Below are 25,141 nucleotides of genomic sequence, written 5' to 3'. Positions count from 1 at the left end.
AACATGGATCACGAGCCCACCATATCGCAGCACGTCAGCGCCAAGCCGGCCGATCCCAAGCCGGCCAAGCGCCGCGCCCTGGGTCGCGATGCGGTGGTTGCGTCCATCTGCGGCGGCGTGGTCGCGCTGATGGTCGGTGCTTCCTACGCGGCCGTGCCGTTCTACAACTGGTTCTGCCGCGCCACCGGCTTCAACGGCACGACGCAGGTGGCGACTTCGGCGCCAGCCACCGGGCCGATCGCGCGAAAGATCTCGGTGCGCTTCGATTCCAACGTCGCGCCCGGCCTGCCCTGGAAGTTCGAGCCGGAGCAGAGCGAGATCGAGGTCAATATCGGCCAGGTCGTGACCGTGTTCTACACCGTGACCAACCAGGCCGCGCGCACCACGGCCGCGCAGGCGGCCTACAACGTCGCGCCGCTGACGGTCGGCTCCTACTTCCAGAAGATCAACTGCTTCTGCTTCACCGAGCAGACCATGGCACCCGGCGAGAAGCGCGAGATGCCGGTCGTGTTCTACGTCGATCCCTCGATCGCCGACGACCACGAGAACGACGGGCTGAACACGATCACGCTGTCCTACACCTTCTATCCGGTGAAGGATCCCGTGGTGAAGCCGCTGGCATCGGGCGAAGGCGACAAGCGCAAGGGAAATCTCTGACCGCAGAGCTCACGCTCTGGAGGTCGGAAACAAGGGGATAAGTGCCTGACAGGCACGGGATTGAGGAGAGAGACCGCAAATGGCAACGGCGCACACCAAGCATCACGACTATCACCTGGTCGATCCCTCTCCGTGGCCGGCGGTCGGTTCGCTCTCGGCCTTCATCATGGCGGTCGGCGCGATCTCCTGGATGCACCACATGTTCTCGGCCGCGCCGATCGTGTTCGGCGTCGGCACCGTCGGCGTGCTCTACACCATGGCGAGCTGGTGGGGCGACGTGATCAAGGAAGCCCAGTACAAGGGCGACCACACCCGCGTCGTGCAGCTGCATCACCGCTACGGCATGATCCTGTTCATCGCCTCCGAGGTGATGTTCTTCGTCGCCTGGTTCTGGGCCTATTTCAACGCGGCGCTGTTCCCGGCCGACGCGGTCCACGCCACCCGTGATGCCGTGTTCGGCTGCGGTCTCGGCACCCAGGCCGGTGCCTGCGCGGTCCCCGGCACCTGGCCGCCGAAGGGCATCGAGACTTTCGATCCCTGGCACCTGCCGCTCCTGAACACGCTGATCCTGCTGACGTCAGGCACCACCGTGACCTGGGCGCACCACGCGCTGCTGGAGAACGACCGCCAGGGCCTGAAATACGGCCTGATCCTCACCGTCGTGCTGGGCGCGCTCTTCACCTGCGTGCAGGCCTATGAGTACAGCCACGCGGCGTTCTCCTTCGCCGGCAACGTCTACGGCGCGACCTTCTTCATGGCGACCGGCTTCCACGGTTTCCACGTGCTGGTCGGCACCATCTTCCTGCTGGTCTGCCTGTTCCGTGCCTATGCCGGCCACTTCACGCCGAAGCAGCACCTCGGCTTCGAGTTCGCGGCCTGGTACTGGCACTTCGTCGACGTGGTCTGGCTGTTCCTGTTCCTCTGCATCTACGTCTGGGGACACGGCGCCGAGACCATGGCCCACGGCGCGCACTGAGCCGCAAGGCAGATGATCCCAAAGGGCGGCCGCAGGGCCGCCCTTTCCTTTTCCAGCCGCCGGAGCTCCGGCGGAAACTGTGATAGAGTCCGCCATCATGAACGACACCGCCGGTAAACCCGAGCCCGAGACCACCGTCCTGCAGAGCGCGCTGCGCGGGCTTGCCTGCAGATGCCCGCGCTGCGGCCAGGGCAAGCTCTACGCAGGCTTCCTGACGCTCGCACCCGCCTGCGACCGCTGCGGCCTCGACTACGCCTTCATCGACACCGGCGACGGTCCGGCGATCTTCATCATCATGCTGGCCGGCGGCATCGTCGTCGCGGCCGCGCTGATCGTCGAGGTCAAATACCAGCCGCCGTACTGGCTGCATGCGGTGCTGTGGTTGCCGCTGATCCTGGCCACCACGCTCCTGCCGCTGCGTGCGATGAAGTCGCTCCTGATCGCGCTGCAATTCCACCACAAGGCGGCGCCGGGCCGGTTGGTCGACCGCGCGAAATGAAAGAGCCTGCACGCAAGCCTCGCGTGGCCGGCTTCGCACTGTTCACGCTGTTCCTGACGGCCGTCTTCCTCGCGCTCGGCTTCTGGCAATTGCAGCGGCGGACCGCCAAGCACGCGCTGGTCGCGGCACTTACCGAGCGCCTCGCCGCAGCGCCGGTCGCGCTGCCGCCGCCGACCATGTGGGCCGAGCTCAATCCCGCGCGCGACGAATTCCGCCGCGTCAGCTTCACCGCGACCTACGCAGCCCTGCCGGATGCGATGGTCTATTCCTCGGGCTCCGCGGTGCGCAAGGACGCATCAGGCCCCGGCACCTGGGCGTTCCTGCCGGCGCGGCTTCCGAGCGGCGAGACGGTCGTGATCGATGCCGGCTTCGTCGAGAACTCGATGCAGGACCGCAGCGTCGAGGATCGCGCGGTGAGGAAGCTCATCACCGGGCAGCCGGTCGCGCTCACCGGCTATCTGCGCTTTCCCGAGGCGGCCGGCTGGCTGACGCCGGCGGAGAACCGCGACAAGCGGCTCTGGTTCGTGCGCGATCATCCGGCCATCGCCAGCGCGCTCGGCTGGGGCGCGGTGGCGCCGTTCTATCTCGACCTCGAGCAGCCCGCGCCCGAGAACGGCATTCCGCGCCCGGGGCCGCTCGACGTGCACCTGAAGGACGATCATCTGCAATACGCCGTCACCTGGTTCATGCTCGCGGGCGCCGTGCTGATCGCCTTCGCGGTGTGGGCAAGAGGCCGGCGGCAGAGTTGAGCGCATCAGGGCATGATCCGGATCAGCGCGTCGCGTTTCCGGAGAGTGCCTGCGGCGCCATGACGAGCAATCCTGGCCGCACCGCGCTTGAGATGTCTGTCGATGGAACCCGGTATCGCCCGGGGTTTATTATTCAGCGCATATTCACGAGTGTGGTTCTAAGCCCGGCCGGTATTGTCCGCGGCAGACAGGATTGCAGCGTGAGCGATTTCGATCAGATGGGAATTATCGTCGACTGGGTGGATGCCTGCCGCAAGGGCGACCTCGCAGCCCTGCTCGACCTCTATGCCGACGACGCGCAGCTCGAATGCACCTGCAACGGTGCCCGGCGCTATCGCGGCCGCAGCGAGATCGAGGCCTATTGGCAGCCGCGGCTCAGCGCCTTCTCGTCGGCGGGGTTCGGGCTGGAAGAAATCCATCCCGCGCCCCACGGTGTCCATCTCGAATATTCCGTCGCCGGTGCGCTGCGCATACAGGCCTCGTTCCGCTTCAGCCCGGACGGCAAGATCCGCAGCACGCTGTGCGAACCGGCTCCGCAAACCGGGCAGATGAGCTGCGCGTGCTGAGAAGCTGCGTGGCGCCCCCTGCGTCATGCGTGGCGATCTTCGCATCAGTGCATCGCGCCCTCCCAGAACATCTCGAGTCGGAACTGAATTCGTCCAACGCTGCGCTTGGCGAGCGATGCGAATGGACGGATCGCCGGCGCCCGGCAACCGATTTGAATTGCAGCGTCTTCATCTTTTCGTCGCAGGCGCTGCGTGATTTTCCTTGAATTCTTGCATCTCTTTCCGCGCGATGTTGCGCGTCTTTCCCGCTTCTGTTCGCACGCGACGATAGGCGCTGCATGCGAGCCGCAGCTTAGACAAGTTCCAGGTTTGAGGTGCTCTACGCCGTGAGATGACCATGTTAGGTGAGCGCTCGGGGCTGCCCGGTTGGCAGCGTTGGGGTGCACTATGGAATTCGCGTTTGCGTCGGGCGGTTCGGTCCGCGCTGTTTCTCTCGGAGCTGTCAGCTTCATCGCTCTCTCATTCGCTCTTTCTTCGACGCGATCGGCGCATGCGCAGACGAACCTGCCTGCGGTGACGGTGGAAGCGCCTGCTGCATCGAAGCCGCGCCCTGTGGTCCGCCGCTCGCAAGCATCGTCCGGACGGTCGCAGCAGCGACAGGCCGCGCAATCCGTGCAACGCGCAGCTCCCGTGCCCTACGTGACGCCGGCCACCGGCACGCTCGGAGCGCTGCCCCCGCCCTACGCCGGCGGACAAGTCGCGAGCGGCGGCGGTCTCGGCCTGCTCGGCAACCGCGGCGTGATGGACGCGCCCTTCAACCAGACCAGCTACACTGCCGAGCTGATCCAGAACCAGCAGGCGCGAACCATCCGCGACGTGCTGATCAACGATCCCTCCGTGCGCGTCATCCAGGCCGCCGGCGGCGGCGCCGATGGCCTTTTCATCCGCGGCTTCTATTACGACAGCGGCGACTATGCGCTGAACGGCCTCTCCGGCATCGCGCCCTACTACTCGACCGGCGCCAATTTCATCGAGCGTGTCGAAGTGCTGAAGGGGCCGAGCGCGGTGCTCAACGGCATGACGGTCGGCGGCACCGGCGCCTCGAGCGCCGGCGCGGTCGGCGGCAGCGTCAATCTGGTCACCAAGCATGCGGCCGACGTCGACATCACCCAGCTCACCGCGACCTATGTGTCGAAATCGCAGTTCGGCCAGCAGATCGACGTCAGCCGGCGCTATGGTGAGCACAAGGAATGGGGTGTCCGCCTCAACAGCACCTATTCCAACGGCAATACGCCGTGGAATCGCCAGAACGACGAGTTCGGCAACGTCGCGCTCGGGCTCGACTATCGCGGCGATACGGTGCGGGCCGCGGTCGACATCGGCTACCAGGCCGACGTGCTCGACCCGCCGCAGCGCTTCTTCTCGGTCGGCTCGACCCCGATCCCCTCGCCGCCCAAGGCCGGAACGAACTTTCAGGTCCCCTGGGCCTACTATCATCCGACCGACTTCTTCTCGACCGTCAAGGGCGAGGTCGACATCACGGACTGGATCACGGCGTATGCCGGTTTCGGCTACCACGACAGCAACATCAACTACGCTTATCCCTCGCCGATCATCAGCAACGCCATTCCAGGTGTGCTGGCCGCGACGCCAGCAACGCCAGCCACCTTTCAACTCGGCGGCTTGCGAGCTACGCCGGGCATGGGGAAGGAAACCTACGAAACGCTCGCCGGTGAAGCTGGCGTCCGCATCAATGCCGATCTGGGGCCGGTCAATCATGCGGTGAATGTCGGCTATTCAATCACCGACCGGACCTACAACCAGCGCTTTCTGACTCCGTCCTCGGGTGCGATCTACTGGAATCTCTACTCCGAACCGACCAACATCGCGCAGCCGACCTTCAACACGGTCTCCGGCAACCAGACCACGAACGTCGACCTCTGGAGCGTCGGCGTCTCCGATACGATGTCGATGTGGGACAAGCGGCTTCAGTTCACTGTCGGCGTGAGGCGCCAGACCGCGGGAAGCTCGGTGACGAACTACCTCACCCCGTCCTCTTCGCGCGGCGAGCAGGACACCTCGGTGTGGACGCCGGCCTACGCCGTTGTGGTCAAGCCGATCGAACACATCTCGCTCTACGCGAACTACATCGAAGGTCTGCAAACGCCGGCCGTCGTCGGCGGCACGTTCCTGAACCGCGGGACGGTGTTCCCGCCCGGCCAGACCAAGCAGATCGAGGCCGGAATCAAGATCGATGCCGGGCGCATCACCACGACCCTGAGCGGGTTCGATATCTCGCAGCCGAGCATCATCTCCGTTGCCGTGCCGGGCGGAACGGAGCAGCGGCTCAACGGACGCCAGCGCAATCGCGGCATCGAGCTCAACGTGTTCGGCGAGGTCACGCCGGCGATCAGGCTGCTCGGCGGCGTCGCCATGATCCATGGCGTGCAGGAGCAGGCGGCGCTGGCCTCGAACAACGGCAAGGATGCGGTCGGCGTGCCGGGCGTGACAGCCAATATCGGCGCGGAATGGGATACGCCCTTCCTCCGTGATTTCACCCTCACCGGGCGCGTCGTCTATACCAGCTGGCAATATGTCGACGTCGCCAACACGTTGACGATTCCGGAATGGACCCGGGTCGACCTCGGCGCGCGCTACACCTTCACCTCGCCGTGGAACGGCAAGCCCATCGTGGTCCGCGGCAGCATCGAGAACGTCTTCAACAAGGCCTATTGGGCCTCCGCCTATAGCGGCGTGATCACGCTGGCGGCACCCCGGACCTATCTGGTCTCGACCACTTTCAACTTTTGACATTGCGGGGATTCGCAGCAGGCCGGCAACACATGAAGACCTTCGCCAGAACCATGCTCGCCATCGTCGGCGGCTATGTCGGGACATCGGCGATCATCGCCGCGCTCGCCGGCATCGCCGTCGCCGCGGGCGGCATGGAGCGCAGCGAAGCCGCCACATTGACGTCCATGCTCGGGTTCGTGATCTATCTCGCCGTCATCATCTGGTCGTTCGCCGATCCCGCTTTGCTGCGTGTCGCGCTCGGCCTCGGCGCGGTCTCGGGGCTGAGCTACGCGGTCGTCTTGCTGCTCGCCCGGGCTCCGGTGTAGCGCGCATGCAAGTAGGCTTCCGCGCATCGATGAACTGGCTCCACACCTGGTCGGGCGTGGTGCTGGGCTCGCTCTTGTTCGCGATCTTCTGGATGGGGACCCTGTCGGTGTTCGACAAGGAGATCGACCGCTGGATGATGCCGGCGACGCGGCTGGCCATGCCGGCGGCGTTTTCCTACGAGACCATGCGCCCGGCCTACCTGGCGGGCGTGGCGGCCAAGGCGCCGGCCGTGCTGCTGCTGGTGCCGAACGAGCGCAATCCGGTCGTCACGGCGCTGTGGCGCAATGCCGACGGCTCCTTCACCCAGCGCCTGTTCGATCCGTCGACGGGCGCCGAACTGCCGGATCAGGGCACGCTGGCCGCCTCCCGCTTCATCTATCCGTTCCACTACACACTGAACCTGAAAATGTTCGGTGTCGGCTACTGGATCGTCGGTCTTTGCGGCATGATGATGATGGCGCTGTGCGTGTCGGGCGTCGTCATCCACCGCAAGATCTTCGCCGACTTCTTCACGTTCCGGCCCGAGCGCAAGGTCGGCCGTGCCACGCTCGATCTGCACAATGTCGCGGGCGTGCTCGGCCTGCCGTTTCACGTCGTGATCAGCCTGTCGGGCCTCGTGATCCTGTTCGCGATCTACTTTCCCAGCAGCATCTGGGCGGTCTACGGCAAGGATGCGCGCCTGTTCGGCCGCGAGGCCTACGGCTCCTATGCGCGGCCGCCGGCCAAGCAGGCCGCCGACCTGATCTCGTTCGATGCGATCGTCGCCAGGGCAAAGGCATCATGGGGGCAGGGCGAACCCAACTATCTCTACGTCTTCAATCCCGGCGACGCCACCGTCTATGTCCAGGCCAACCGCGCCTCCGAGGATGTCGTCGGCAACATCTCGGCCGTCGCCTATATCGACGGCGTCAGCGGCGACCTGCTCGCGGCCAGCAAGCCCGAAAAGCCGGCGGCCGTGGTGCAGCGCTTCATCGCTGGCCTGCATTTCATCCAGTTCAGGCACTGGACGTTGCGGTGGCTGTATTTCGGGCTTGGCCTCGCCGGATGCGTGCTGATCGCCACCGGCCTGTTGTTCTGGGTGGAATCGCGGCGCGAGCGGCACCGCAGGCTCGGTCGCTCCGGCGCTGGAATCGTCGAGGCGGTGACGGTCGCGAGCGTCACCGGCATATTGATTGCGACCTGTTGCTACATGATATCCAATCGTGTCCTGCCGCTCGGCGTGACGGTCCTCGGCCTAGATCGGATCGCGATCGAGATCATCGTCTTTCATCTCGCATGGTTGGCCACCTTGCTGCACGCCTGGGTCGCCGGCCGCAAGGCCTGGGCCGGCCAATGCATGGTCGTCGCCGTGCTGGCCGCCTCAGCCGTTCTGCTCAACGCCCTGACGACGGGAGATCATCTGCTCAAGGCGGTGGCGCATCGTCATTCGTGGCCGGTAGCCGGCATCGACGCCATGCTGCTGCTGACGGCGGTCGTCGCGGCGCTGGTGGCGCGTCGACTGGCCGGAGAACGGCCGCCCGAGCGGGCGGCCCGGGAGGCGCGCGCGTGATCGTTGCGTTCGCGCTGCTCATGGCGGGGTGGAGCCTGATCGCCGGCAGTCAGCCCAAGCAGTACGGCCGGGTCTTTCACGGTGGGCATCTGTCCGGGCCGCTCAGGAAGGCGATCCGAGGCGTGGGCGTGGCGCTGCTGCTGGCCGCTCTGGCGGTCATGGCGCGCTCCGACAGTGCGGCCTTTGCGGTGCTGAGCTGGGTCTGCCTGTTGAGCGTCAGCGCGATGCTCGTGGCGTTGATCCTGGCCTGGCTGCCCCGATGGGTATCTGCGCGTCGGCCTCAGGCGGATTCCGTCACGGGCAGGCGGCAGCGCACGTAAGTTCGCTCATCAACGCGCAAAAGCGACAGCGATCCGCTCAGCGCCCGCACGCGCTCGTGCATGCCGGTGAGGCCCCGGCCGAAGACGTTGTCGGCAGGAAATCCGGCGCCGTCGTCGGAGATCTCTATGTCGAGCGTCTCGCCGATGACGGTCACCTGCACGTGGGCCTGGTGCGCGCCGGCATGACGCAGCACGTTGGTGAGAGCTTCCTGGACCACCCGGTAGACGGTCCGGGCCAACGGCCCGTCGATCACGTTCAGATCCGGATCGATCGTGTCCGTCAGGACGATATGCGGTGCCTGCTTGCGATAGCTCTGGAGCAGCGTCTGCACGCTGGTCGAAAGGCCCAGTTCCTCGATGTAGAGCGGTCGCAGCCGGTCGAGGATGCGGCGGTTGGTCTGTTGGAGCGCTTCGACCGATTGCAGCAGCTCCTCGGCCGAATTGCTGAAATTTCCTGCCTGCGGCGCGGCGTCGATCAGCGCGATCGTGCCGGCGCGGATGCTGAACAGCAGCGGTCCGAGCTCGTCGTGCAATTCGCGGGCGAGATCACGCCGCTCGTCGTCCTGGAGCGACACCAGGCGATGCATCAGATCGCGATTGTCCTGGCTCAATTGCGCAAGCGTTGCAGCCAGTGCGTTCGCCTCCGCACAGCTCTGCCGAATCTCCGGCGGCCCTCCGACCGGGATCGGCTTCGTGTAATCGCCACGCCGCATCCGCGTCAGGCCTTCGCCGAGATGCTGCAGGGGGCGCAGTGCCGATCCCGCGAAGACATAGGCGATGATTCCGGTGAGCACCGTCAGCACGGCGACGAGGCTGGTCAGCGCCAGGAAGCCGATCCACTTCTCGAACACGTCGGCGGACAGGTCTGGCAGGAACACGATATCGCCGATACGTCTGCCATCGATCAGCACCGGGGCTGCAGTGTCCGTGTCGGGTACCATGATCAGGTTTATGAACCACTGCGGTACCCCTTTTAGGTTGTGAATGCGGTCCTGTGGCGAAGGCGCAGGAGCGCCTTCCGCGGAGCGGAATTGAATGTCGGAAGAGGTGGTCAAGGATTGGATGAAGGCGTCGAGCGTCTTCCGAGGATTGTCCGCGGCGCTCAAAGTGTTGTTGAGTGCGGCGGCGATCGTGCGGGTCGAACGTCGGGCGGGCTCATTCTCGTCGGCCAGCTGACCGCTCGCGAATATCTGGAGCAGCACGCCGGCGAGGATCAGCGCTGCGAGAAAGCTCGCGCCGAGTGGAACAAACAGTTGCGTTCTGAACGAGAGTCGTTGCCACATTGGGACAATTCTAACGCGCACCGGCGGAATTACTCTTTCCATTTGTTCCCGCCGGTCTATGAGTTGAAAAACAAGAGAGCGCGCGATGCAAGATACCGCCAAACCCGGGACCCGGGTTCTGATTGTCGACGACCATCCCGTGGTGCTGTCCGGTTGCCGCACCCTGTTCGCGGCGGATCATTCGATCCGTATCGACGAGGCGTCCGACGCCAAATCCGGGCATCGCGCCTATGTCAGCAAGCGGCCCGACGTCACCGTGATCGACATCAGCCTGCCCGACGTCTCCGGTTTCGAGCTGATGCGGCGCATCCGCAAGGACGACCCCGGCGCCAAGATCATCATGTTCAGCATGAACGACGACCCGGCCTTCGTGGTGCGGGCAGTCGAGCTTGGGGCGCAGGGCTATGTCTCCAAGGGCGACGATCCCCGGATCCTGCTCAAGGCGGTGCGCAAGGTGGTGGCGGGCGACAATTTCATCTCCCCGCAGCTCGCGGAAGCCGTGACGTTTTCCGGCGCGGCCATCAAGGCCAACCCTGCCTCGCAGATGACGCCACGGGAGCTCGAGATTCTCCGTTTGCTCGGACGCGGCGACAAGATCGTGGAAGTGGCCGAGGCACTCGGCATTTCCTACAAGACGGTCGCCAACACCACGTCCTTGCTCAAGCAGAAGTTGGGAGCCAAGAACCATTCCGACCTGATCAGGATCGCGGTGGAAATCGGGATGAATTGATGGTCCGGGGGACCCGGCATTGATTTGCCCCCGAGATGTCCCGGAATTCGGGAAATGACGGCAACGCGCAGGCGTGCTGCGGCCTGGCTGTCCTTGTCGGCGCCGAACTTCGATCGGGAAAAATAGGAACATTCTCTCGCATATCTCGTTTTCGCCCTTGACGGTTTCGTGACAGGCGACGAAAGGTTGCGCGATCAGTTTTGACGGGTCGGGCGACCCGGACGAGGCAAACCGGTCTGCACATATCAACGACAGACCTTCCAAGAGAGGGGCTGCGGCATCGCCGCAGCCCTTTTTCGTTGGGCGGGGTGGGGGCGGGAAGCGGTTTCCCGATGCCGCAAAACACTTTATGGTGGCCCAAAGCCTCTGGCTGTTAGCAAGTAGTTTCACAGAATCAAAGGCTTAACGAGCGGCTCAGGCCGGTCGGCCTTTGGAGGGCAGTTTGACTCGTTATATCTCGACCCGGGGCGAGGCCCCCGAACTCGGCTTCTGCGACGTGATGCTGACCGGGCTTGCCCGCGACGGCGGCCTGTATGTGCCGACCGTCTGGCCGCAACTCTCCACTGATGCCATCGCCGGCTTCTTCGGTCGCCCCTATTGGGAGGTCGCGGTCGACGTGATCCGTCCCTTTGTCGGCGGTGAGATCTCCGACGCCGAGCTCGGCCGCATGGCGAACGAGGCCTATGCCACCTTCCGCCATCCCGCCGTGGTGCCGCTGCGCCAGATGTCGCCGCACCAGTTCGTGCTGGAGCTGTTCCACGGCCCGACGCTCGCCTTCAAGGACGTGGCGATGCAGCTGATTTCGCGGCTGATGGACCACGTGCTCGCCAAGCGCGGTCAGCGCACCACCATCGTGGTCGCGACGTCGGGCGATACCGGCGGCGCCGCCGTGGAAGCCTTCGCCGGCCTCGAGAATGTCGATCTCATCGTGCTGTTCCCGCACGGCCGCATCTCCGAGGTGCAGAGGCGGATGATGACGACGACGGGCGCGGCCAATGTCCATGCGCTCGCCATCGAGGGCAATTTCGACGATTGCCAGGCGCTGGTGAAGGGCATGTTCAACAACCATCGCTTCCGCGACGCGACCTCGCTCTCCGGCGTCAATTCCATCAACTGGGCGCGCATCGTCGCCCAGGTGGTCTACTATTTCACCTCCGCCGTTGCCGTCGGCGCGCCGGCGCGCGCGGTGGATTTCGTGGTCCCGACCGGCAATTTCGGCGACATCTTCGCCGGCTACGTCGCCAAGCGCATGGGACTGCCGGTGCGAACCCTGCGCATCGCCGCCAACGTCAACGACATCCTGGCGCGCACCCTGAAGACCGGGATCTACGAGGTGCGCGAGGTGCATGCGACGGCGTCGCCCTCGATGGACATCCAGATCTCGTCGAATTTCGAACGGCTGCTGTTCGAGGCCGGCCGGCGCGATGCGGCGGGCGTGCGCCGTCTGATGGATTCGCTGAAGCAGTCCGGACGTTTCGTGCTGCCCGATGCGACGCTGGCGGCCATCCGCGAGGAGTTCGACGCCGGTCGCGCCGACGAGACCGAGACTGCGGCAGCGATCCGCGCCGGCTGGCGCGAGGCGGGCGAGCTGGTCGATCCCCATACGGCGGTGGCGCTCGCTGTCGCCGACCGCGACACCACCGACACGCGGGTTCCGAGCATCGTGCTCTCGACCGCCCATCCGGCCAAATTCCCCGACGCTGTCGAAGCGGCCTGCGGCCAGCGGCCGCAACTGCCGGCCTGGCTCGACGGGTTGATGACCAAATCCGAACACATGAAGGTGATGAAGAACGATCAGGCCGAGCTCGAGCGGTTCGTGTTGTCGGTCAGCCGCGCCGCAAAGCAGGGAGTTGCCGGATGAGTGTCGAGATTTCCAAGCTTGCCTCCGGCCTGACCGTCGTCACCGACAAGATGCCTCATCTGGAGACCGCCGCGCTCGGCGTCTGGGCCGGCGTCGGCGGGCGCGACGAGAAGCCGAACGAGCACGGCATCTCGCATCTGCTCGAGCACATGGCGTTCAAGGGCACGACGAAGCGCTCCTCGCGCGAGATCGTCGAGGAGATCGAGGCGGTCGGCGGCGACCTCAATGCCGGCACCTCGACCGAGACGACGTCCTATTACGCGCGGGTGCTGAAGGCCGACGTGCCGCTCGCGCTCGACGTGCTCGCCGACATCCTGGCCAATCCCGCCTTCGAGCCGGACGAGCTGGAGCGCGAGAAGAACGTCATCGTGCAGGAGATCGGGGCGGCGCAGGACACGCCCGACGACGTCGTGTTCGAGCATCTCAACGAGCTCTGCTATCCCGACCAGCCGATGGGCCGCTCGCTGCTCGGCACGGCCAAGACGCTGCGCAGCTTCAACCGCGACATGCTGCGCGGCTATCTGTCCACGCATTATCGCGGGCCCGACATGGTGGTGGCGGCGGCCGGCGCGGTCGATCACGGCCAAGTGGTCGCCGAGGCCGAGAAGCGCTTTGCGAGTTTCGAGGCGGCGCCGGGCCCGAAGCCGCAAACCGCTCAATTCGGCAAGGGCGGCGCCAAGGTGGTGCATCGCGAGCTGGAACAGGCGCATCTGACGCTGGCGCTGGAAGGCGTGCCGCAGGCCGATGCGTCGCTGTTCTCGCTCCAGGTCTTCACCAACATCCTCGGCGGCGGAATGTCGTCGCGCCTGTTCCAGGAGGTGCGCGAGAAGCGCGGTCTCTGTTACTCGATCTACTCGTTCCACGCGCCCTATACCGATACCGGCTTCTTCGGCCTCTACACCGGCACCGATCCGGCCGATGCGCCGGAGATGATGGAGGTCGTGATCGACATCATGAATGAGTCGGTGGAAACGCTGACCGAGGCCGAGATCGCACGGGCCAAGGCGCAGATGAAGGCGGGCCTGCTGATGGCGCTGGAGAGCTGTTCGTCCCGCGCCGAGCAGCTCGCCCGGCATGTTCTCGCCTATGGGCGGCCGCAGACGGTCGAGGAGCTGGTTGGCCGGATCGACGCCGTCAGCGTCGAATCGACCCGGGACGCGGCGCGTGCACTGCTTTCGCGCAGTCGCCCTGCCGTTGTCGCATTAGGCAGTGGCAGGGGTCTGGACACGGCGGTGTCTTTTGCGGAAGGATTGACCCGGGCACGTGCCAAGGCGCGGCTGCATTAGGAGCCGCACACGGGCCGATCTGCCCCGGAAAGCATCACCATGGCCCTCTTTCGTCTGCCGTCCAGTGGACCCGCCGCCCTCGCGCCGCGCGGCAACGGGCTGCTCTTGCGCGCACCGCAGATGTCGGACTTCCTGCAATGGGCGCATTTGCGCGAAACCAGCCGCGACTACCTGACGCCCTGGGAGCCGATCTGGCCCTCGGACGACCTGACGCGCTCCGGCTTCCGTCGTCGCCTGCGCCGCTATTCCGAGGATATCGCCGCGGACCGCTCCTATCCCTTCCTGATCTTTCGCGAGCTCGACGGCGCCATGGTCGGCGGCATCACGCTGGCCAATGTCCGGCGCGGCATCGTGCAGGCCGGCACCATCGGTTACTGGATCGGTCAGCCCCATGCGCATCGCGGCTACATGACGGCGGCGCTGCGGGTGCTGCTGCCGACGTTGTTCGGCGAGCTGAACCTGCACCGGGTGGAGGCGGCCTGCATTCCCACCAATGCGCCCTCGATCCGGGTGCTGGAGAAATGCGGCTTCTCCCGCGAGGGTCTGGCGCGCCGCTACCTCTGCATCAACGGGGTCTGGCAGGACCATTTGCTGTTCGGCCTCTTGCACGAGGATTTCCGCGGCTGAGCCGCCCCATTCGTGCGGCCAAATCCCCCTTTTTGCTGCCTTGGGTTCGCCGGTTTTGGCGATATAACCCGCATGTTCCGGCCGGTGATCGGCCGGACAAGTGTCATTGGAGTACGGGCTTTGATGGTGAAGCAGCTTCGGTCATCGGAGAATGTGCTGCGGCGGATGCCGGCGATCATGCTGGCATTGTCGATGTCGTTCGCGGCGGTTTCGCCGGTGGCCGCCCAGTCCCTGACCGACCGTTTCAAGAACCTGTTCGGCGGCAAGTCCGACGAGCCGGCTCAGCCCAAGCCGCCGCCCGCGCCCGGCCAGCCGGCTGAAGACGATCTCGATTGCCCGCAGGTGACGGTGCGCGCGGGGGCCTCGACCTACGCGGTCGGCGCCGGCAACAAGCCGGCGGTCGGCAATGAGATCCGCTTCCAGGCCACGATCACCAAGATGGCGCGCGAATGTGCCCGCAGCAGCGGCGGCATCACGGCCCGGATCGGCATTCAGGGCCGCGTCATTGCCGGACCTGCCGGTGCGCCTGCCACGGTCGAGGTGCCGCTGCGCATCGCCGTCGTGCAGGGTGGCGTCGGCGAGAAGGTGATTGCTTCGAAGGCCTATCGGACCACGGTCGACATGACCGAGGGCGGCAGTGTGCCCTTCACCTTCGTCGTCGAGGATGTGACCTATCCGGTGCCGCCGCCTGCGGTCGCCGACAACTACATCTTCTATGTCGGCTTCGACCCGCAGGCGCTCTCGCCCGAGCCGAAGGGGCGGAAGAAGAAGTAGCGAACGACTCGTGCCCCGGACGCAGCGCAGCGCTTCTTCAGCGGTGCGCTGCAGAGCCGGGGCCCATGCCGCGACACACTGGGTCCCGGCTCTGCGTCGCGTCATTTCATGCCGCGCCGCGTCCGGGACACGAAGTTCTTTCAACAAAAAAAGCCGGCGCTCATCGCGCCGGCTTTTTTGATTGGTGAGGGCGACGCCCTCAGTTCAGCTTCTGCCTGACTTCGGTGATGCCCTTGGCGAGCAGGTCGTCGGCCACCTGGCCCTTGACCGACTGCGACAGGATCGTGGAGGCGGCCTGGACGGCGGCTTCCGCGGCTGCGGCGCGGACATCGGCCAGCGCCTGGGCCTCGGCGAGCGCGATCTTGCCCTCCGCGGTCTTGGTCCGGCGGGCGACGAAGTCTTCCACCTTCGCCTTGGCCTCAGTCGCGATGCGCTCGGCTTCGCCTCTGGCGTTGGCGATGATCTCGGCGGCCTCGCGTTCCGCCGAGGCGGTGCGCGCCTTGTAGTCGGCGAGAACCTTGGCCGCTTCCTGCTTGAGGCGCTGGGCGTCGTCGAGCTCGGCCTTGATGCGGGCGGCGCGATGATCGAGCGCGGTCATCGCCGACTTGAAGACCCCGAGATAGCCGAACACGACCATCAGGATCACGAAGGCGACGGCGACCCAAGTCTCCGGATCGAAGAACATATCGACTAACCCTTCAAGGACGCGTCAACGGCGGCATTGACCGAGGCCGCATCCGGAACGACGCCGGTGAGCTGCTGCACGATCTGGCCTGCCGCATCGGCCGCGATGCCGCGGACGTTGCTCATGGCGGCGGCGCGGGTCGAGGCGATGGTCTTCTCCGCCTCGGCGAGCTTGGCCGCCAATTGTTCTTCCAGCGCCTTGCGCTCGGCGTCAGCCTGCGCATTCGCCTTGTCGCGGGATTCGTTGCCGATCGCCTGTGCTCGCGTGCGCGCCGAGGCGAGCTCGCTTTCATAGGCCTTCAGCGCCGCCTCGGACTGATCCTTCAGCTTCTGCGCCTCAGTGAGGTCACCCTCGATCTTGTTCTGACGCGCCTCGATCGCACCACCGACCTTCGGCAGAGCGAGCTTGGACACGATCACGTAAAGCAGGACGAAGAAGATCGCGAGCGACACCAGCTGCGAAGCAAAAGTGCTGCTCTCGAACGGCGGAAAACCGCCGCCGTGATGACCGCCATCGGCTTCGGTGTGAGCGCCCGCCGCCGGACCTTTTGCCCCGCCATGACTCTCGGCCATGGAGTACTCCTGTTGCTGTCACGCGCCGCTTCGGATGAAGCGGCGCGAAAGAAGTCGTTCTTTAGAAAACGAACAGCAGAAGCAGCGCGATCAGCAGCGAGAAGATGCCGAGCGCTTCGGTCACGGCGAAGCCGAAGATCAGGTTGCCGAACTGGCCCTGAGCGGCCGACGGGTTGCGGACGGCTGCGGCGAGGTAGTTGCCGAAGATCACGCCCACGCCGACGCCCGCACCGCCCATGCCGATGCACGCGATGCCCGCGCCGATAAGTTTTGCTGCTGCCGGATCCATTTTAGACTCCTTGGAAGAAAGATGGGGTTGTGGGTGGAAATTCCCCGGACCGCTCAGTGTCCCGGATGAATGGCGTCGTTGAGGTAGATGCAGGTCAGGATCGCAAACACATAGGCTTGCAGGAACGCGACCAGAATCTCGAGGGCGTAGAGCGCGACCGTGAGTGCCAGCGGCAGCACGCCGCCGACCCAGCCGATGGCGCCGAGCGAGAAGCCCAGCATGGCGACGAAGCCCGCGAACACCTTCAGCGCGATGTGGCCGGCCAGCATGTTGGCGAACAGACGAATGCTGTGCGAGACCGGCCGCAGGAAGAACGACAGGACCTCGATGAACATGACCAGCGGCAGGACGTAACCGGGGACGCCGTGGGGAACGAAAATCTTGAAGAACTTCACGCCGTTCTTGGCGATGCCGTAGATCAGCACGGTGAAGAAGACCAGCAGCGCCAGCCCCGCGGTGACGATCAGATGGCTCGAGATCGTGAAGGTGTAGGGAATGATGCCGACCAGGTTCGAGACGCAGATGAACATGAACAGCGAGAAGATCAGCGGGAAGAACTTCATGCCTTCCGAGCCGGCCGTCGAACGGATGGTCGAGGCGACGAACTCGTAGGAGATTTCGGCGACCGACTGCAGGCGCCCGGGAACCAGCTGCGTGCCGCTGGCGAGCATCAGGAGCGAGATGATCGCAACTGCCACCAGCATGTAGAGCGACGAATTGGTGAAGGCGATCGTCTGATTGCCGATATGGCCGATCGTGAAGAGAGGCTCGATGTTGAACTGGTGGATCGGATCGATTTTCATCGGCGCGGCATCTCTTGGTCTGCCGGGCGATGCCGGCGGGTCTCGGTCTGCCGGCCGGGCCGGCCCGTACCGGCGGAACCGGCACGATCATTCCTCTCCTGGTGGGATTGCCTTAAGAACCACCGCGCCTGTTTTGACCCGCGCCCGCCGATCTCACCACATTCACCACGCCGGCCACGAAGCCGAGCAGCAGGAACACGATAAATCCGAAAGGCGACGTCGACAGCAAGCGGTCGAACCCCCAGCCAATCCCCGCCCCGACAGCGACACCGGCGACCAACTCGGAGGATAACCGAAAACCAAGCGCCATCGCCGAGGCTCTGGCCGCTCCGTCTCCACCGTCACCTGCGGGTTGCTCGGTCTTGATCCGGCGGTCGCGAAATTCGGACAACCGCTGATCGAGACTTCCGAGCCGTTCGGAAAGCGCAGCTTCCTCGGACGATCTATCGCGATCTCCATTCTCGCCGTGTCCCGTGCCCTGTGTCATGCAACGAAGACCCGAAACGCCGCGGCTGAATGGAAATTGCGCCCGCCACCCTCAAAAGCCGCGCGGACCATACTGATGGCCCATAATCAAGTCAAGCCAAGTCACGATTGCGTCTCTTTCGCTTATGTCATTGATTTGTTTGATGATATCGGCGCGCACGGCAGCGCTGCACACAGCGTGACGCCGCACCGCAGCAGCTCGCCTCGTGATCCGCTGACACGGTCGCCATTTCGCCGCGCTGCCGGGATCAATGGGGATGGCTGGATCGTTCATGTCCGGCGGGTGTTTTGGGCGGCGGATCACCTCGCCGGGGTGTAGAATTTGCGGGAGTGCCACCTCGACGTCGTGGCGGAGAGCGCGATGAGACCAGTGACATCATCCACAACATCCTGGCTGGCGGCGGCGTTCGCCGCGGCGATGACCGTCAGCGGCGGCATCGTGGCGGCACAATCCGCGCCCGATGGCGAAAACGGCCGCTACAGCATGACGCCGATTCCCGAGGGCGTGCTGCGGCTCGACACGCGCACGGGCACGGTTTCGACCTGCAGCAAGAACGGCGCCGGCTGGGCCTGCTACGCCGTTCCCGACGAACGGACCGCACTCGACGCCGAGATCGGCAGGCTCCAGGCCGAGGTCGAGAAGCTGAAAGGGCAGCTCGCGGCGGGGCCGACGGTGGCGGGCAAGATCGACGAGGCGCTGCCGAAATCCGACCCGTTGAAGAAAGCCGAGCCCAAGGTGGCCGAGGGCGAGCGCAAGATCGAGATCCCGCTGCCGAGCGACCAGGACGTCGATCGTGTCATGTCGTTTCTGGAAAAGGCCTGGCGGCGGCTGATCGACATGGCCAACCGCGTGCAGAAGGACGTGTCGCGGAAGATTTGAGGACCCCTTCGCGCCGTCCACGCGTTGAGGTGGCGTAGGATGGGCAAAGGCGTTCTTACGCCGTGCCCACGATGTCTCTACGACGGAAAAGAAGATGTGGGCAGGTCGCTTCGCGCCCTTGCCCACCCTGCGGCAGTGTCCGATGCAGCGAGACCTTTGATGATGACATCAGCCAAATCCATCACGCGCTCGGCGCCGTCGTCGGTGCAAGCCACCACCATCGCGTCGTCGCTGCTGACCGTGCAGACGCCGGGCTGCGGCTTCATCGATCTCACCAGCGAGGCTGCGAAGTTCGTCGCCGAGGTCCGCGCGCGCGACGGCGCGCTGACGCTGTTTATCCGCCATACCTCGGCGTCGCTGACCATCCAGGAGAACGCCGACCCTTCCGTGCTGGTCGACCTCACCGCGGCGCTGGCGCGCTTCGCGCCGGACGACGAGGATGCAGGTTGGACTCACGACACCGAAGGGCCGGACGACATGCCGGCGCACGTCAAGACCATGCTGACGGGGACTTCGCTCCACGTGCCGGTCCTGGACGGCAAGCTCGCACTCGGGACCTGGCAGGCCATTTATCTGATCGAGCATCGGAACCGTCCGCATCGCCGCGAGGTCGTGCTGCAATTCGTCGGCGCGTCGCGCTAAAGCATGATCCGGATCCGCAGGACCGCGTCAGCGCAAAGTGCGCAGCGGTTTTCCGAAAAGCTCATGCGCAATAACCTGAAACGCGATGGCGATTCTTCCCAATCGCATCGCGCTTTAGCCAAAACAAAACCGGCCGCGGGAAGCCGCGGCCGGTTCGTGTTGGTTGAGATCGCTGCTTTCGATCAGGTCGCCTTGATGTCGACGTCCTTGGTCTCGGGCAGGAAGAAGAAGCCGATCACGACGGTAATCGAGGCGAAGATGATCGGATACCAGAGGCCGGCATAGATGTCGCCGGTCGAGGCCACGATGGCGAAGGCGGTCGCCGGCAGCAGGCCGCCGAACCAGCCGTTACCGATGTGGTAGGGCAGCGACATCGAGGTGTAGCGGATGCGGGTCGGGAACAGTTCGACCAGCATCGCTGCAATCGGGCCGTACACCATGGTGACGTAGACCACGAGCACGAACAACAGCCCGATGATCGCCGCCACCTGCGGACGGAAGATGTCGAACGGATGCGCCATCTTCACGATCCCGGCGTCGCCGGTCTTCGGATAGCCGGCGGCCAGCACGGCGGCGAGCACTGCCGGGTTGCCGTCCTTGGCGTTGGCGTAGGCGACGTCCTTGCCGTTGACCATCACCTTCACGCCCGAACCGGCCGGACCCGACGTGGTCGAGTACTTGACCGACGACTGCGACAGGAAGGCACGTGCGGTGTCGCAAGGCGCGCTGAAGACGCGGGTGCCGACCGGGTTGAACAGGTCGCCGCAGCCCGCGGGATCGGCCACCACCTCGACCTTGACCGATTCGATCGCCTTTTCCAGCGCCGGGTTGGCGTTGGTGGTGATCATCTTGAAGATCGGGAAGAAGGTCAGCGCCGCGATCAGGCAGCCGCCGAGGATGATCGGCTTGCGGCCGATCTTGTCGGACAGCATGCCGAACACGATGAAGAAGCCGGTGCCGAGCAGCAGCGACCAGGCGATCAAGAGGTTGGCGGTGTAGCCGTCGACCTTCAGGATCGATTGCAGGAAGAACAGCGCGTAGAACTGGCCGGTGTACCAGACCACGCCCTGGCCCATCACGCCGCCGAGCAGCGCGAGCAGCACGAGCTTGCCGTTCTGCCAGTTGCCGAAGGCTTCCGTGAGCGGCGCCTTCGAGCTCTTGCCCTCGTCCTTCATCTTCTGGAAGATCGGGGACTCGTTGAGGCGAAGCCGGATCCAGACCGAGACGCCGAGCAGCAGCACCGAGACCAGGAACGGGATGCGCCAGCCCCAGGCGGCGAAATCGGGTTCGCCGGTCGCGGTGCGGGTGAACAGGATCACCAGCAGCGACAGGAACAGGCCGAGCGTCGCCGTGGTCTGGATGAAGGAGGTGTAGTAGCCGCGCTTGCCGTTCGGAGCGTGCTCCGCGACGTAAGTCGCCGCGCCGCCATATTCACCGCCGAGCGCCAGGCCCTGGGCGAGGCGCAGCGCGATCAGGATGATCGGGGCCGCGATGCCGATGGTGGCCGCGCTGGGCAGCAGGCCGACGATGAAGGTCGACAGGCCCATGATCAGGATGGTGACGAGGAAGGTGTATTTGCGGCCGACGATGTCGCCGATGCGGCCGAACACGATCGCGCCGAACGGACGCACCAGGAAGCCGGCTGCGAACGCCAGCAGCGCGAAGATGTCGCGGGTTGCCGGCGGATAGGCCGAGAAGAACTGCGCGCCGATGATGCTGGCCAGCGAGCCGTAGAGGTAGAAATCGTACCACTCGAAGACGGTACCGAGCGAGGAGGCGAGAATGACGAACCGTTCGTCCTTCGTCATCCCTCCCGCGCCTGCTTGAGATACAGCCATTGTCGACATGTTGAGTCGCTCCCCGAAATGCGTTTCCTCGCGCCCCGGATGTCCGGCCACGCCGGATCAACCCAGGTCTTGGCTGCCAAAGTAACATCGCCGTGAAACCGGCCCCAATACGACTTTCGGCCTTGCGCACTGACGCGCAGCTGACGTCCGGTATCATGCGCCGGCACGAGGCCACGGAGGCTTGGGGATTAACCCCTTTGCGGCAAAGGGATAATGTGTACTTGCATGCCACGGCCGCTCGGGGAAGAATTGAGACATTCGGATCGGTCCGCCGGCCTGCGAACGACAGCAAGAGAACGATGAACGCTCCCTCGACCCATCTCGTCATTGCCGATGACCATCCCCTGTTCCGCGACGCGCTGCGACAGGCGGTGGCGGGCGTGCTGACCTCCGCGCGAATCGACGAAGCCGGATCGTTCGAGGATCTGACCAAGCTTCTGGAACAGACCTCGGACGTCGATCTGATCCTGCTCGACCTCTCGATGCCTGGAATTTCCGGCTTTTCCGGTCTGATCTATCTGCGCGCGCAATATCCGGCGATCCCGGTGGTGATCGTCTCGGCGTCAGACGACAGCGCGACGATTCGCCGCTCGCTCGATTTCGGCGCGTCCGGCTTCATTCCGAAGCGTTTCGGCGTCGAGACGCTGCGCGATGCCATCCTCAAGGTGATGGAAGGCGACGTCTGGGTTCCCAACGACACCGATTTGTCGGCAGCCGCCGATCCCGACATGACGCGCCTGCGCGACCGTCTGGTGACGCTGACGCCGCAGCAGGTCCGGGTCCTGATGATGCTGTCGGAGGGCCTCCTCAACAAGCAGATCGCCTACGAGCTCGGCGTCTCCGAGGCCACCATCAAGGCGCACGTCTCGGCGATCCTGCAAAAGCTCGGCGTGGAGAGCCGCACCCAGGCCGTGATCGCCGCGGCGAAGATCGCCGGCGGCCAGTGGAAGCAGGGCACGCCGACGGGGTGAACGGAGTTGGTGCGGAGCCCCGGCTATAGCGTCTCGAGGAGGCTGTCGGCGGCTCGAATATCCGCCGTCGCCGAGCCCTCCGCAAAACCCTCGAGCGCCGATTGAAGCAATTGCCTGGCTTCGTCGCGCCGGCCGCGTTCGGCGATGACGCCGGCGAGGTCGATCGCGGCCCGCAGTTCCCATGCCTTGGCGCCATTGCGGCGGCTCAAATCCAGCGCCTGCATGAAGCGGGCTTCCGCCTGCTCTGCATCGGGCTCCGGCAACGACAGCAGGACCCTGCCCTTCATCCGCAGCAGCTCCGGCATGTAGAGATGATCGCCGCTCCGATCGACGAGGCGAGTGGCCTCGTCGATCAGCTCCGCGCCCTGCTCGATCCGTCCGAGCGCGAGCAGGCCCTGGACCAGCGCGATGTCGAAGGTCGTGGTGAGCAGCTCGTAGCCGGCCTCGTGGAGCTCGCGCAGGCAGGTCCGGATCGTCTCGACGCCGCCGGCGGCATCGCCGCGCCGGATCGCCAGCTCGCCTTTGACGCCGCGGCCGACGGCGAGATAGGGGCCCATCGAGCGCGAATTGGCATGCGCGATGAAGCGGTCGATGCTTGCCTCCGCGCCATCGAGATCTCCGCTCCAGAGCGCGATCGAGACCGCCCAGATCAGCGCAATGCAGAGCGTGATCGGGTGATCCATCTCCGCGGCCTCGGTGACCGTCTGCTGCGCCAGTTGCAACGCATCCGCAGGCCGTCCCTGCAGCCAGAGCTCGCGGGCCAGCGTGATGCCGGCCCGGTTGCGGTGATCGAAGCCGTACACCGTGCTGATTCGCGCCGTGCCCGGTCCCTGCCAGGCAACCTCCAGCATCTTCAGCGCCTCGTGATGCCGGCCTGCCAGATGCAGCGAGACGCCGAGGAGGGAATGGGCGAGGGCGATCGAGGCGGTATCGCCCAGCGAGCTTGCGACTGCGAGGCTCTGCTGCGCATAGCCGAGCGCGGCGTCGAACTCCCCCATCCGCTCGTGAAAGATATGCATGCGGCCGAGCAGCTGGAGCTGGTTGACCTCGTCGCCGCGCGCCTCGGCGATCGCAAGGCTCCGGCTCAAGGCGCTGCGCGCCGCTTCGCTGCCGCCGCGGGTGAACATCAAGGTCAGTCCGAGGGCGGCCTGGATGTGCATCTCCTCGGCGCTGCCGCGCGAGGAGGGGGCGATTGTTTGCAGCGCCCGTTCCGACCAGCGCCGGCATTCGATCAGCAAGGACATCGCCAGGAAGATCGGTGCCGCGGCGGCGGCGAGCGCGATGCCGATGCCGGGATCGCCGTTCGCGCCGAAGCACCAGTCGAGCGCGGCGCGCACGTTGTGAAGCGCGGAGAAGTGCACCGCCCGTTCGTCCGCGCTCGGCGTCGTCGCCCATGACAGGCCGGCCTGCTCCAGCCATCGCCGGTAATAGGTCGCATGGCGGGCGGCGAGCGCCGCGTCGTCGGGTTCGATCTCGCGCAGATAGGCGCGCGTGGTGTCGAGCAGGCGGTAGCGCATCATGGCGCCGATCGGGCGCGGCGCGACCATCGATTTGGCAACGAGGCTGTCGACGGCGTCGAACAGATGGGCGTGATCGACGCGCGCATCCGGCACGACCTCGAGTGCCGCGTCGAGGGTGAAATGGCCGGCGAAGATCGCGAGCCTGCGCAGCACGATCCGTTCGCGATCCGAGAGCAGTCCGTAGCTCCAGTCGAGCGTGGCCTGCAGCGTCTTCTGCCGGGGTGGCGCGGTGCGCTGGCCCTGCCAGAGCAGGTTGAGGCGCTCGTCCAGCAGTGCGGCGGTCTGCGTGAGGCCATAGGCCTCGACCCGGCCGGCGGCGAGCTCGATCGCCAGCGCCATGCCGTCGAGCTTGCGGCAGATGCTCGCGATGACCGGGGCGTTGGCGTCATCGAGCGCGATCTGCGCGCCGCCGGACGTGGCGCGTTCGAGGAACAATTGCAGCGCCGGATAAGTCCGTGCCGCGGCGGCCGTCAGCGCGGCACCGTCGGGTGGAACGGCCAGCGGGGCCAGGCGATAGACCTGCTCGCCCTCGACGCGCAGCGCCTCGCGGCTGGTGGCGAGGATATGGACGTGCGGCGCGGCGTGGAAGATCTCCGCTGCCAGCGGCGCGGCGGCTGCGATGACGTGCTCGCAATTGTCGAGGATCAGCAGCATCCGCTTGTCACGCAGATGCGCCAGCAGCGCGGGCAGGGGATCGTCGGTCTGGGCCGGCAAGCCCAGCATCAGCAGGATCGACGTGATCACGAGATCGGGATCGCTCAGCGCGGCAAGGTCCACGAAGTGCGCGGCGTCCGAAAATGTCTCGAGCAGATCGTGGGCGATGGCCACGGCGACCGCGGTCTTGCCGACGCCGCCGGGGCCGGCGATCGTGACGAAGCGCGAGGTGACGAGCTTGTCGGAGACGGCGGCGATCGCATCGGCGCGTCCGACCATCCGCTGCAGCCGGTTCGGCAATTTCACGGGCGGCAGCTCCAGCCGCGGTCCGGGGCGCTGACCTGGCGCGCCATCTGTTTGCGAGATCGGCGCCACGAAGCAATAACCGCGGCCGGAGAGCGTCGTGATGTAGCGGGCGCCGTCCTTGCCGTCGCCGAGCGCCTTGCGAAGCGCAGCGACGTGAAAGCGCAGATTGGTCTCTTCGACCGTGACGCCGGGCCACACCAGCGCCATCAGGTCCCATTTGCTGACGACCTCGTTCGGCCGCGACATCAGCGCCATCAGCGTGTCGAACGCTTTCGCGCCGAGCGGCAGCACCACGCCGTCGCGCGTCACGAGCCTTTCATGTGGCGTCACGGAGAATGGCCCGAACGACAAGGTTCCCGTCGTGGTGCCGGCCGGCTCGGTCATGGCGAAAATCATGGTTCCTTCGACAGACCCGATAGCCAGATGAACGCGATCCAGCAAGGCCGTGCCTGCATCGACATAGGCCGCGAACGCAGGCCTTGTGAGGCCCGTAAGCCAAGGCCTCACAATTTCTCACAAGTCCAAACGGGTTTGCTGCCGCATCCGCTG

Annotated in this window: 26 protein-coding genes; 18 read left to right on the top strand and 8 right to left on the bottom strand. The window is 65.5% G+C overall.

The features are described from left to right. Positions 1 to 3: 3 nt before the first annotated feature. The 9 genes from TSA1_RS20845 (at position 4) to TSA1_RS20805 (ending at position 8,376) form a co-directional block, all read left to right on the top strand. Positions 4 to 657: a cytochrome c oxidase assembly protein gene (locus TSA1_RS20845; protein ID WP_100177977.1), complete on the top strand. Its 654-nt coding sequence runs from the start codon at positions 4 to 6 to the stop codon at positions 655 to 657. Positions 658 to 736: 79 nt separating this feature from the next. Next, positions 737 to 1,633, top strand: a complete 897-nt coding sequence (locus TSA1_RS20840) for a cytochrome c oxidase subunit 3 (RefSeq protein ID WP_100177976.1) — start codon at positions 737 to 739, stop codon at positions 1,631 to 1,633. 97 nt (positions 1,634 to 1,730) lie between these two features. Next, positions 1,731 to 2,132 (top strand): DUF983 domain-containing protein, encoded by a 402-nt coding sequence (locus tag TSA1_RS20835; RefSeq protein WP_100177975.1) that lies wholly within the window; start codon positions 1,731 to 1,733, stop codon positions 2,130 to 2,132. Next, positions 2,129 to 2,881, top strand: coding sequence for an SURF1 family protein (locus TSA1_RS20830; RefSeq protein ID WP_100177974.1), 753 nt, complete (start codon positions 2,129 to 2,131; stop codon positions 2,879 to 2,881). Before TSA1_RS20835 ends, TSA1_RS20830 begins: the two co-directional genes overlap by 4 nt. A gap of 200 nt (positions 2,882 to 3,081) precedes the next feature. Next, complete coding sequence (locus tag TSA1_RS20825; RefSeq protein ID WP_100177973.1) at positions 3,082 to 3,447, top strand: nuclear transport factor 2 family protein; 366 nt, start codon at positions 3,082 to 3,084, stop codon at positions 3,445 to 3,447. A 387-nt stretch (positions 3,448 to 3,834) separates the two neighbouring features. Further along, positions 3,835 to 6,198, top strand: a complete 2,364-nt coding sequence (locus TSA1_RS20820; protein ID WP_100177972.1) for a TonB-dependent receptor — start codon at positions 3,835 to 3,837, stop codon at positions 6,196 to 6,198. Positions 6,199 to 6,230: 32 nt separating this feature from the next. After that, entirely contained in the window at positions 6,231 to 6,506 is a 276-nt protein-coding gene (locus TSA1_RS20815) for a hypothetical protein (protein ID WP_100177971.1), read from the top strand. A 5-nt stretch (positions 6,507 to 6,511) separates the two neighbouring features. Then, complete coding sequence (locus tag TSA1_RS20810) at positions 6,512 to 8,056, top strand: PepSY-associated TM helix domain-containing protein (protein WP_100177970.1); 1,545 nt, start codon at positions 6,512 to 6,514, stop codon at positions 8,054 to 8,056. Continuing rightward, the gene (locus TSA1_RS20805; RefSeq protein ID WP_100177969.1) at positions 8,053 to 8,376 is read left to right on the top strand and encodes a DUF3325 family protein; all 324 of its coding nucleotides are present in this window, start codon (positions 8,053 to 8,055) and stop codon (positions 8,374 to 8,376) included. Before TSA1_RS20810 ends, TSA1_RS20805 begins: the two co-directional genes overlap by 4 nt. Here the strand turns inward: TSA1_RS20805 and TSA1_RS20800 are convergent. Next, positions 8,337 to 9,659, bottom strand: a complete 1,323-nt coding sequence (locus TSA1_RS20800; RefSeq protein WP_100177968.1) for an ATP-binding protein — start codon at positions 9,657 to 9,659, stop codon at positions 8,337 to 8,339. The two genes, TSA1_RS20805 and TSA1_RS20800, sit on opposite strands and share 40 nt — an antisense overlap. 85 nt (positions 9,660 to 9,744) lie before the next feature. Here TSA1_RS20800 and TSA1_RS20795 point away from each other — a divergent pair, with 85 nt between their 5' ends. The 5 genes from TSA1_RS20795 (at position 9,745) to TSA1_RS20775 (ending at position 14,937) form a co-directional block, all read left to right on the top strand. Next, positions 9,745 to 10,389, top strand: a complete 645-nt coding sequence (locus tag TSA1_RS20795; protein WP_100177967.1) for a response regulator transcription factor — start codon at positions 9,745 to 9,747, stop codon at positions 10,387 to 10,389. Between the two features lie 442 nt (positions 10,390 to 10,831). Next, positions 10,832 to 12,250, top strand: coding sequence for a threonine synthase (gene thrC / locus TSA1_RS20790; protein ID WP_174718993.1), 1,419 nt, complete (start codon positions 10,832 to 10,834; stop codon positions 12,248 to 12,250). Continuing rightward, entirely contained in the window at positions 12,247 to 13,536 is a 1,290-nt protein-coding gene (locus TSA1_RS20785) for a M16 family metallopeptidase (RefSeq protein WP_100177965.1), read from the top strand. Before thrC ends, TSA1_RS20785 begins: the two co-directional genes overlap by 4 nt. Positions 13,537 to 13,575: 39 nt before the next feature. After that, positions 13,576 to 14,163, top strand: a complete 588-nt coding sequence (locus tag TSA1_RS20780; protein WP_100177964.1) for a GNAT family N-acetyltransferase — start codon at positions 13,576 to 13,578, stop codon at positions 14,161 to 14,163. A 123-nt stretch (positions 14,164 to 14,286) separates the two neighbouring features. Continuing rightward, positions 14,287 to 14,937: a hypothetical protein gene (locus TSA1_RS20775; protein ID WP_100177963.1), complete on the top strand. Its 651-nt coding sequence runs from the start codon at positions 14,287 to 14,289 to the stop codon at positions 14,935 to 14,937. A 199-nt stretch (positions 14,938 to 15,136) separates the two neighbouring features. On the opposite strand, the gene TSA1_RS20770 is transcribed toward TSA1_RS20775, so the two are convergent. The 5 genes from TSA1_RS20770 to TSA1_RS20750 all read right to left on the bottom strand — a co-directional run bounded on the left by TSA1_RS20770 (position 15,137) and on the right by TSA1_RS20750 (position 17,773). Further along, the gene (locus TSA1_RS20770; RefSeq protein ID WP_100177962.1) at positions 15,137 to 15,622 is read right to left on the bottom strand and encodes a F0F1 ATP synthase subunit B family protein; all 486 of its coding nucleotides are present in this window, start codon (positions 15,620 to 15,622) and stop codon (positions 15,137 to 15,139) included. Positions 15,623 to 15,627: 5 nt separating this feature from the next. Further along, entirely contained in the window at positions 15,628 to 16,194 is a 567-nt protein-coding gene (locus TSA1_RS20765; protein WP_100177961.1) for a F0F1 ATP synthase subunit B family protein, read from the bottom strand. Between the two features lie 61 nt (positions 16,195 to 16,255). Next, a complete protein-coding gene (locus TSA1_RS20760) occupies positions 16,256 to 16,483 on the bottom strand; it encodes a F0F1 ATP synthase subunit C (RefSeq protein WP_018643436.1) in 228 nt (75 codons plus the stop codon). 53 nt (positions 16,484 to 16,536) lie between these two features. Further along, on the bottom strand, positions 16,537 to 17,286 hold the full coding sequence (locus TSA1_RS20755) for a F0F1 ATP synthase subunit A (RefSeq protein WP_100177960.1): 750 nt from the start codon (positions 17,284 to 17,286) through the stop codon (positions 16,537 to 16,539). A gap of 112 nt (positions 17,287 to 17,398) precedes the next feature. Further along, positions 17,399 to 17,773 (bottom strand): AtpZ/AtpI family protein, encoded by a 375-nt coding sequence (locus tag TSA1_RS20750; protein WP_100177959.1) that lies wholly within the window; start codon positions 17,771 to 17,773, stop codon positions 17,399 to 17,401. A gap of 75 nt (positions 17,774 to 17,848) precedes the next feature. On the opposite strand from TSA1_RS20750, the gene TSA1_RS39790 reads away from it, so the two are divergent. The 3 genes from TSA1_RS39790 to TSA1_RS20735 all read left to right on the top strand — a co-directional run bounded on the left by TSA1_RS39790 (position 17,849) and on the right by TSA1_RS20735 (position 19,294). After that, complete coding sequence (locus TSA1_RS39790) at positions 17,849 to 18,091, top strand: hypothetical protein (protein ID WP_174718992.1); 243 nt, start codon at positions 17,849 to 17,851, stop codon at positions 18,089 to 18,091. A 42-nt stretch (positions 18,092 to 18,133) separates the two neighbouring features. Then, positions 18,134 to 18,652: a hypothetical protein gene (locus TSA1_RS20740; protein WP_100181247.1), complete on the top strand. Its 519-nt coding sequence runs from the start codon at positions 18,134 to 18,136 to the stop codon at positions 18,650 to 18,652. A gap of 162 nt (positions 18,653 to 18,814) precedes the next feature. Continuing rightward, entirely contained in the window at positions 18,815 to 19,294 is a 480-nt protein-coding gene (locus TSA1_RS20735; RefSeq protein WP_100181246.1) for a secondary thiamine-phosphate synthase enzyme YjbQ, read from the top strand. Between the two features lie 182 nt (positions 19,295 to 19,476). Here TSA1_RS20735 and TSA1_RS20730 read toward each other — a convergent pair whose 3' ends face one another. Beyond that, positions 19,477 to 21,102 carry an MFS transporter gene (locus tag TSA1_RS20730; RefSeq protein WP_174718991.1) on the bottom strand — a complete coding sequence of 542 codons (1,626 nt, stop codon included), beginning with the start codon at positions 21,100 to 21,102 and terminating at the stop codon, positions 19,477 to 19,479. 338 nt (positions 21,103 to 21,440) lie between these two features. Here TSA1_RS20730 and TSA1_RS20725 point away from each other — a divergent pair, with 338 nt between their 5' ends. After that, on the top strand, positions 21,441 to 22,112 hold the full coding sequence (locus tag TSA1_RS20725; protein WP_100177957.1) for a response regulator: 672 nt from the start codon (positions 21,441 to 21,443) through the stop codon (positions 22,110 to 22,112). A gap of 23 nt (positions 22,113 to 22,135) precedes the next feature. Here TSA1_RS20725 and TSA1_RS20720 read toward each other — a convergent pair whose 3' ends face one another. Then, entirely contained in the window at positions 22,136 to 24,976 is a 2,841-nt protein-coding gene (locus tag TSA1_RS20720; protein WP_100181245.1) for an ATP-binding protein, read from the bottom strand. Positions 24,977 to 25,141: the final 165 nt, after the last annotated feature.

The sequence above is a fragment of the Bradyrhizobium nitroreducens genome (genome assembly GCF_002776695.1).
GTDB classification, from domain to species: domain Bacteria; phylum Pseudomonadota; class Alphaproteobacteria; order Rhizobiales; family Xanthobacteraceae; genus Bradyrhizobium; species Bradyrhizobium nitroreducens.
This window is presented reverse-complemented; position numbering and strand designations above follow the sequence as displayed.

Coding starts and splice junctions, on each gene's coding strand:
- TSA1_RS20845 (WP_100177977.1), top strand. CDS start 4: ATGGATCACGAGCCCACCATATCGCAGCACGTCAGCGCCAAGCCGGCC.
- TSA1_RS20840 (WP_100177976.1), top strand. CDS start 737: ATGGCAACGGCGCACACCAAGCATCACGACTATCACCTGGTCGATCCC.
- TSA1_RS20835 (WP_100177975.1), top strand. CDS start 1,731: ATGAACGACACCGCCGGTAAACCCGAGCCCGAGACCACCGTCCTGCAG.
- TSA1_RS20830 (WP_100177974.1), top strand. CDS start 2,129: ATGAAAGAGCCTGCACGCAAGCCTCGCGTGGCCGGCTTCGCACTGTTC.
- TSA1_RS20820 (WP_100177972.1), top strand. CDS start 3,835: ATGGAATTCGCGTTTGCGTCGGGCGGTTCGGTCCGCGCTGTTTCTCTC.
- TSA1_RS20815 (WP_100177971.1), top strand. CDS start 6,231: ATGAAGACCTTCGCCAGAACCATGCTCGCCATCGTCGGCGGCTATGTC.
- TSA1_RS20810 (WP_100177970.1), top strand. CDS start 6,512: ATGCAAGTAGGCTTCCGCGCATCGATGAACTGGCTCCACACCTGGTCG.
- TSA1_RS20800 (WP_100177968.1), bottom strand. CDS start 9,659: ATGTGGCAACGACTCTCGTTCAGAACGCAACTGTTTGTTCCACTCGGC.
- TSA1_RS20795 (WP_100177967.1), top strand. CDS start 9,745: ATGCAAGATACCGCCAAACCCGGGACCCGGGTTCTGATTGTCGACGAC.
- TSA1_RS20785 (WP_100177965.1), top strand. CDS start 12,247: ATGAGTGTCGAGATTTCCAAGCTTGCCTCCGGCCTGACCGTCGTCACC.
- TSA1_RS20780 (WP_100177964.1), top strand. CDS start 13,576: ATGGCCCTCTTTCGTCTGCCGTCCAGTGGACCCGCCGCCCTCGCGCCG.
- TSA1_RS20775 (WP_100177963.1), top strand. CDS start 14,287: ATGGTGAAGCAGCTTCGGTCATCGGAGAATGTGCTGCGGCGGATGCCG.
- TSA1_RS20770 (WP_100177962.1), bottom strand. CDS start 15,622: ATGTTCTTCGATCCGGAGACTTGGGTCGCCGTCGCCTTCGTGATCCTG.
- TSA1_RS20765 (WP_100177961.1), bottom strand. CDS start 16,194: ATGGCCGAGAGTCATGGCGGGGCAAAAGGTCCGGCGGCGGGCGCTCAC.
- TSA1_RS20760 (WP_018643436.1), bottom strand. CDS start 16,483: ATGGATCCGGCAGCAGCAAAACTTATCGGCGCGGGCATCGCGTGCATC.
- TSA1_RS20755 (WP_100177960.1), bottom strand. CDS start 17,286: ATGAAAATCGATCCGATCCACCAGTTCAACATCGAGCCTCTCTTCACG.
- TSA1_RS20750 (WP_100177959.1), bottom strand. CDS start 17,773: ATGACACAGGGCACGGGACACGGCGAGAATGGAGATCGCGATAGATCG.
- TSA1_RS39790 (WP_174718992.1), top strand. CDS start 17,849: ATGGCCCATAATCAAGTCAAGCCAAGTCACGATTGCGTCTCTTTCGCT.
- TSA1_RS20740 (WP_100181247.1), top strand. CDS start 18,134: ATGAGACCAGTGACATCATCCACAACATCCTGGCTGGCGGCGGCGTTC.
- TSA1_RS20735 (WP_100181246.1), top strand. CDS start 18,815: ATGACATCAGCCAAATCCATCACGCGCTCGGCGCCGTCGTCGGTGCAA.
- TSA1_RS20730 (WP_174718991.1), bottom strand. CDS start 21,102: ATGACGAAGGACGAACGGTTCGTCATTCTCGCCTCCTCGCTCGGTACC.
- TSA1_RS20725 (WP_100177957.1), top strand. CDS start 21,441: ATGAACGCTCCCTCGACCCATCTCGTCATTGCCGATGACCATCCCCTG.
- TSA1_RS20720 (WP_100181245.1), bottom strand. CDS start 24,976: ATGACCGAGCCGGCCGGCACCACGACGGGAACCTTGTCGTTCGGGCCA.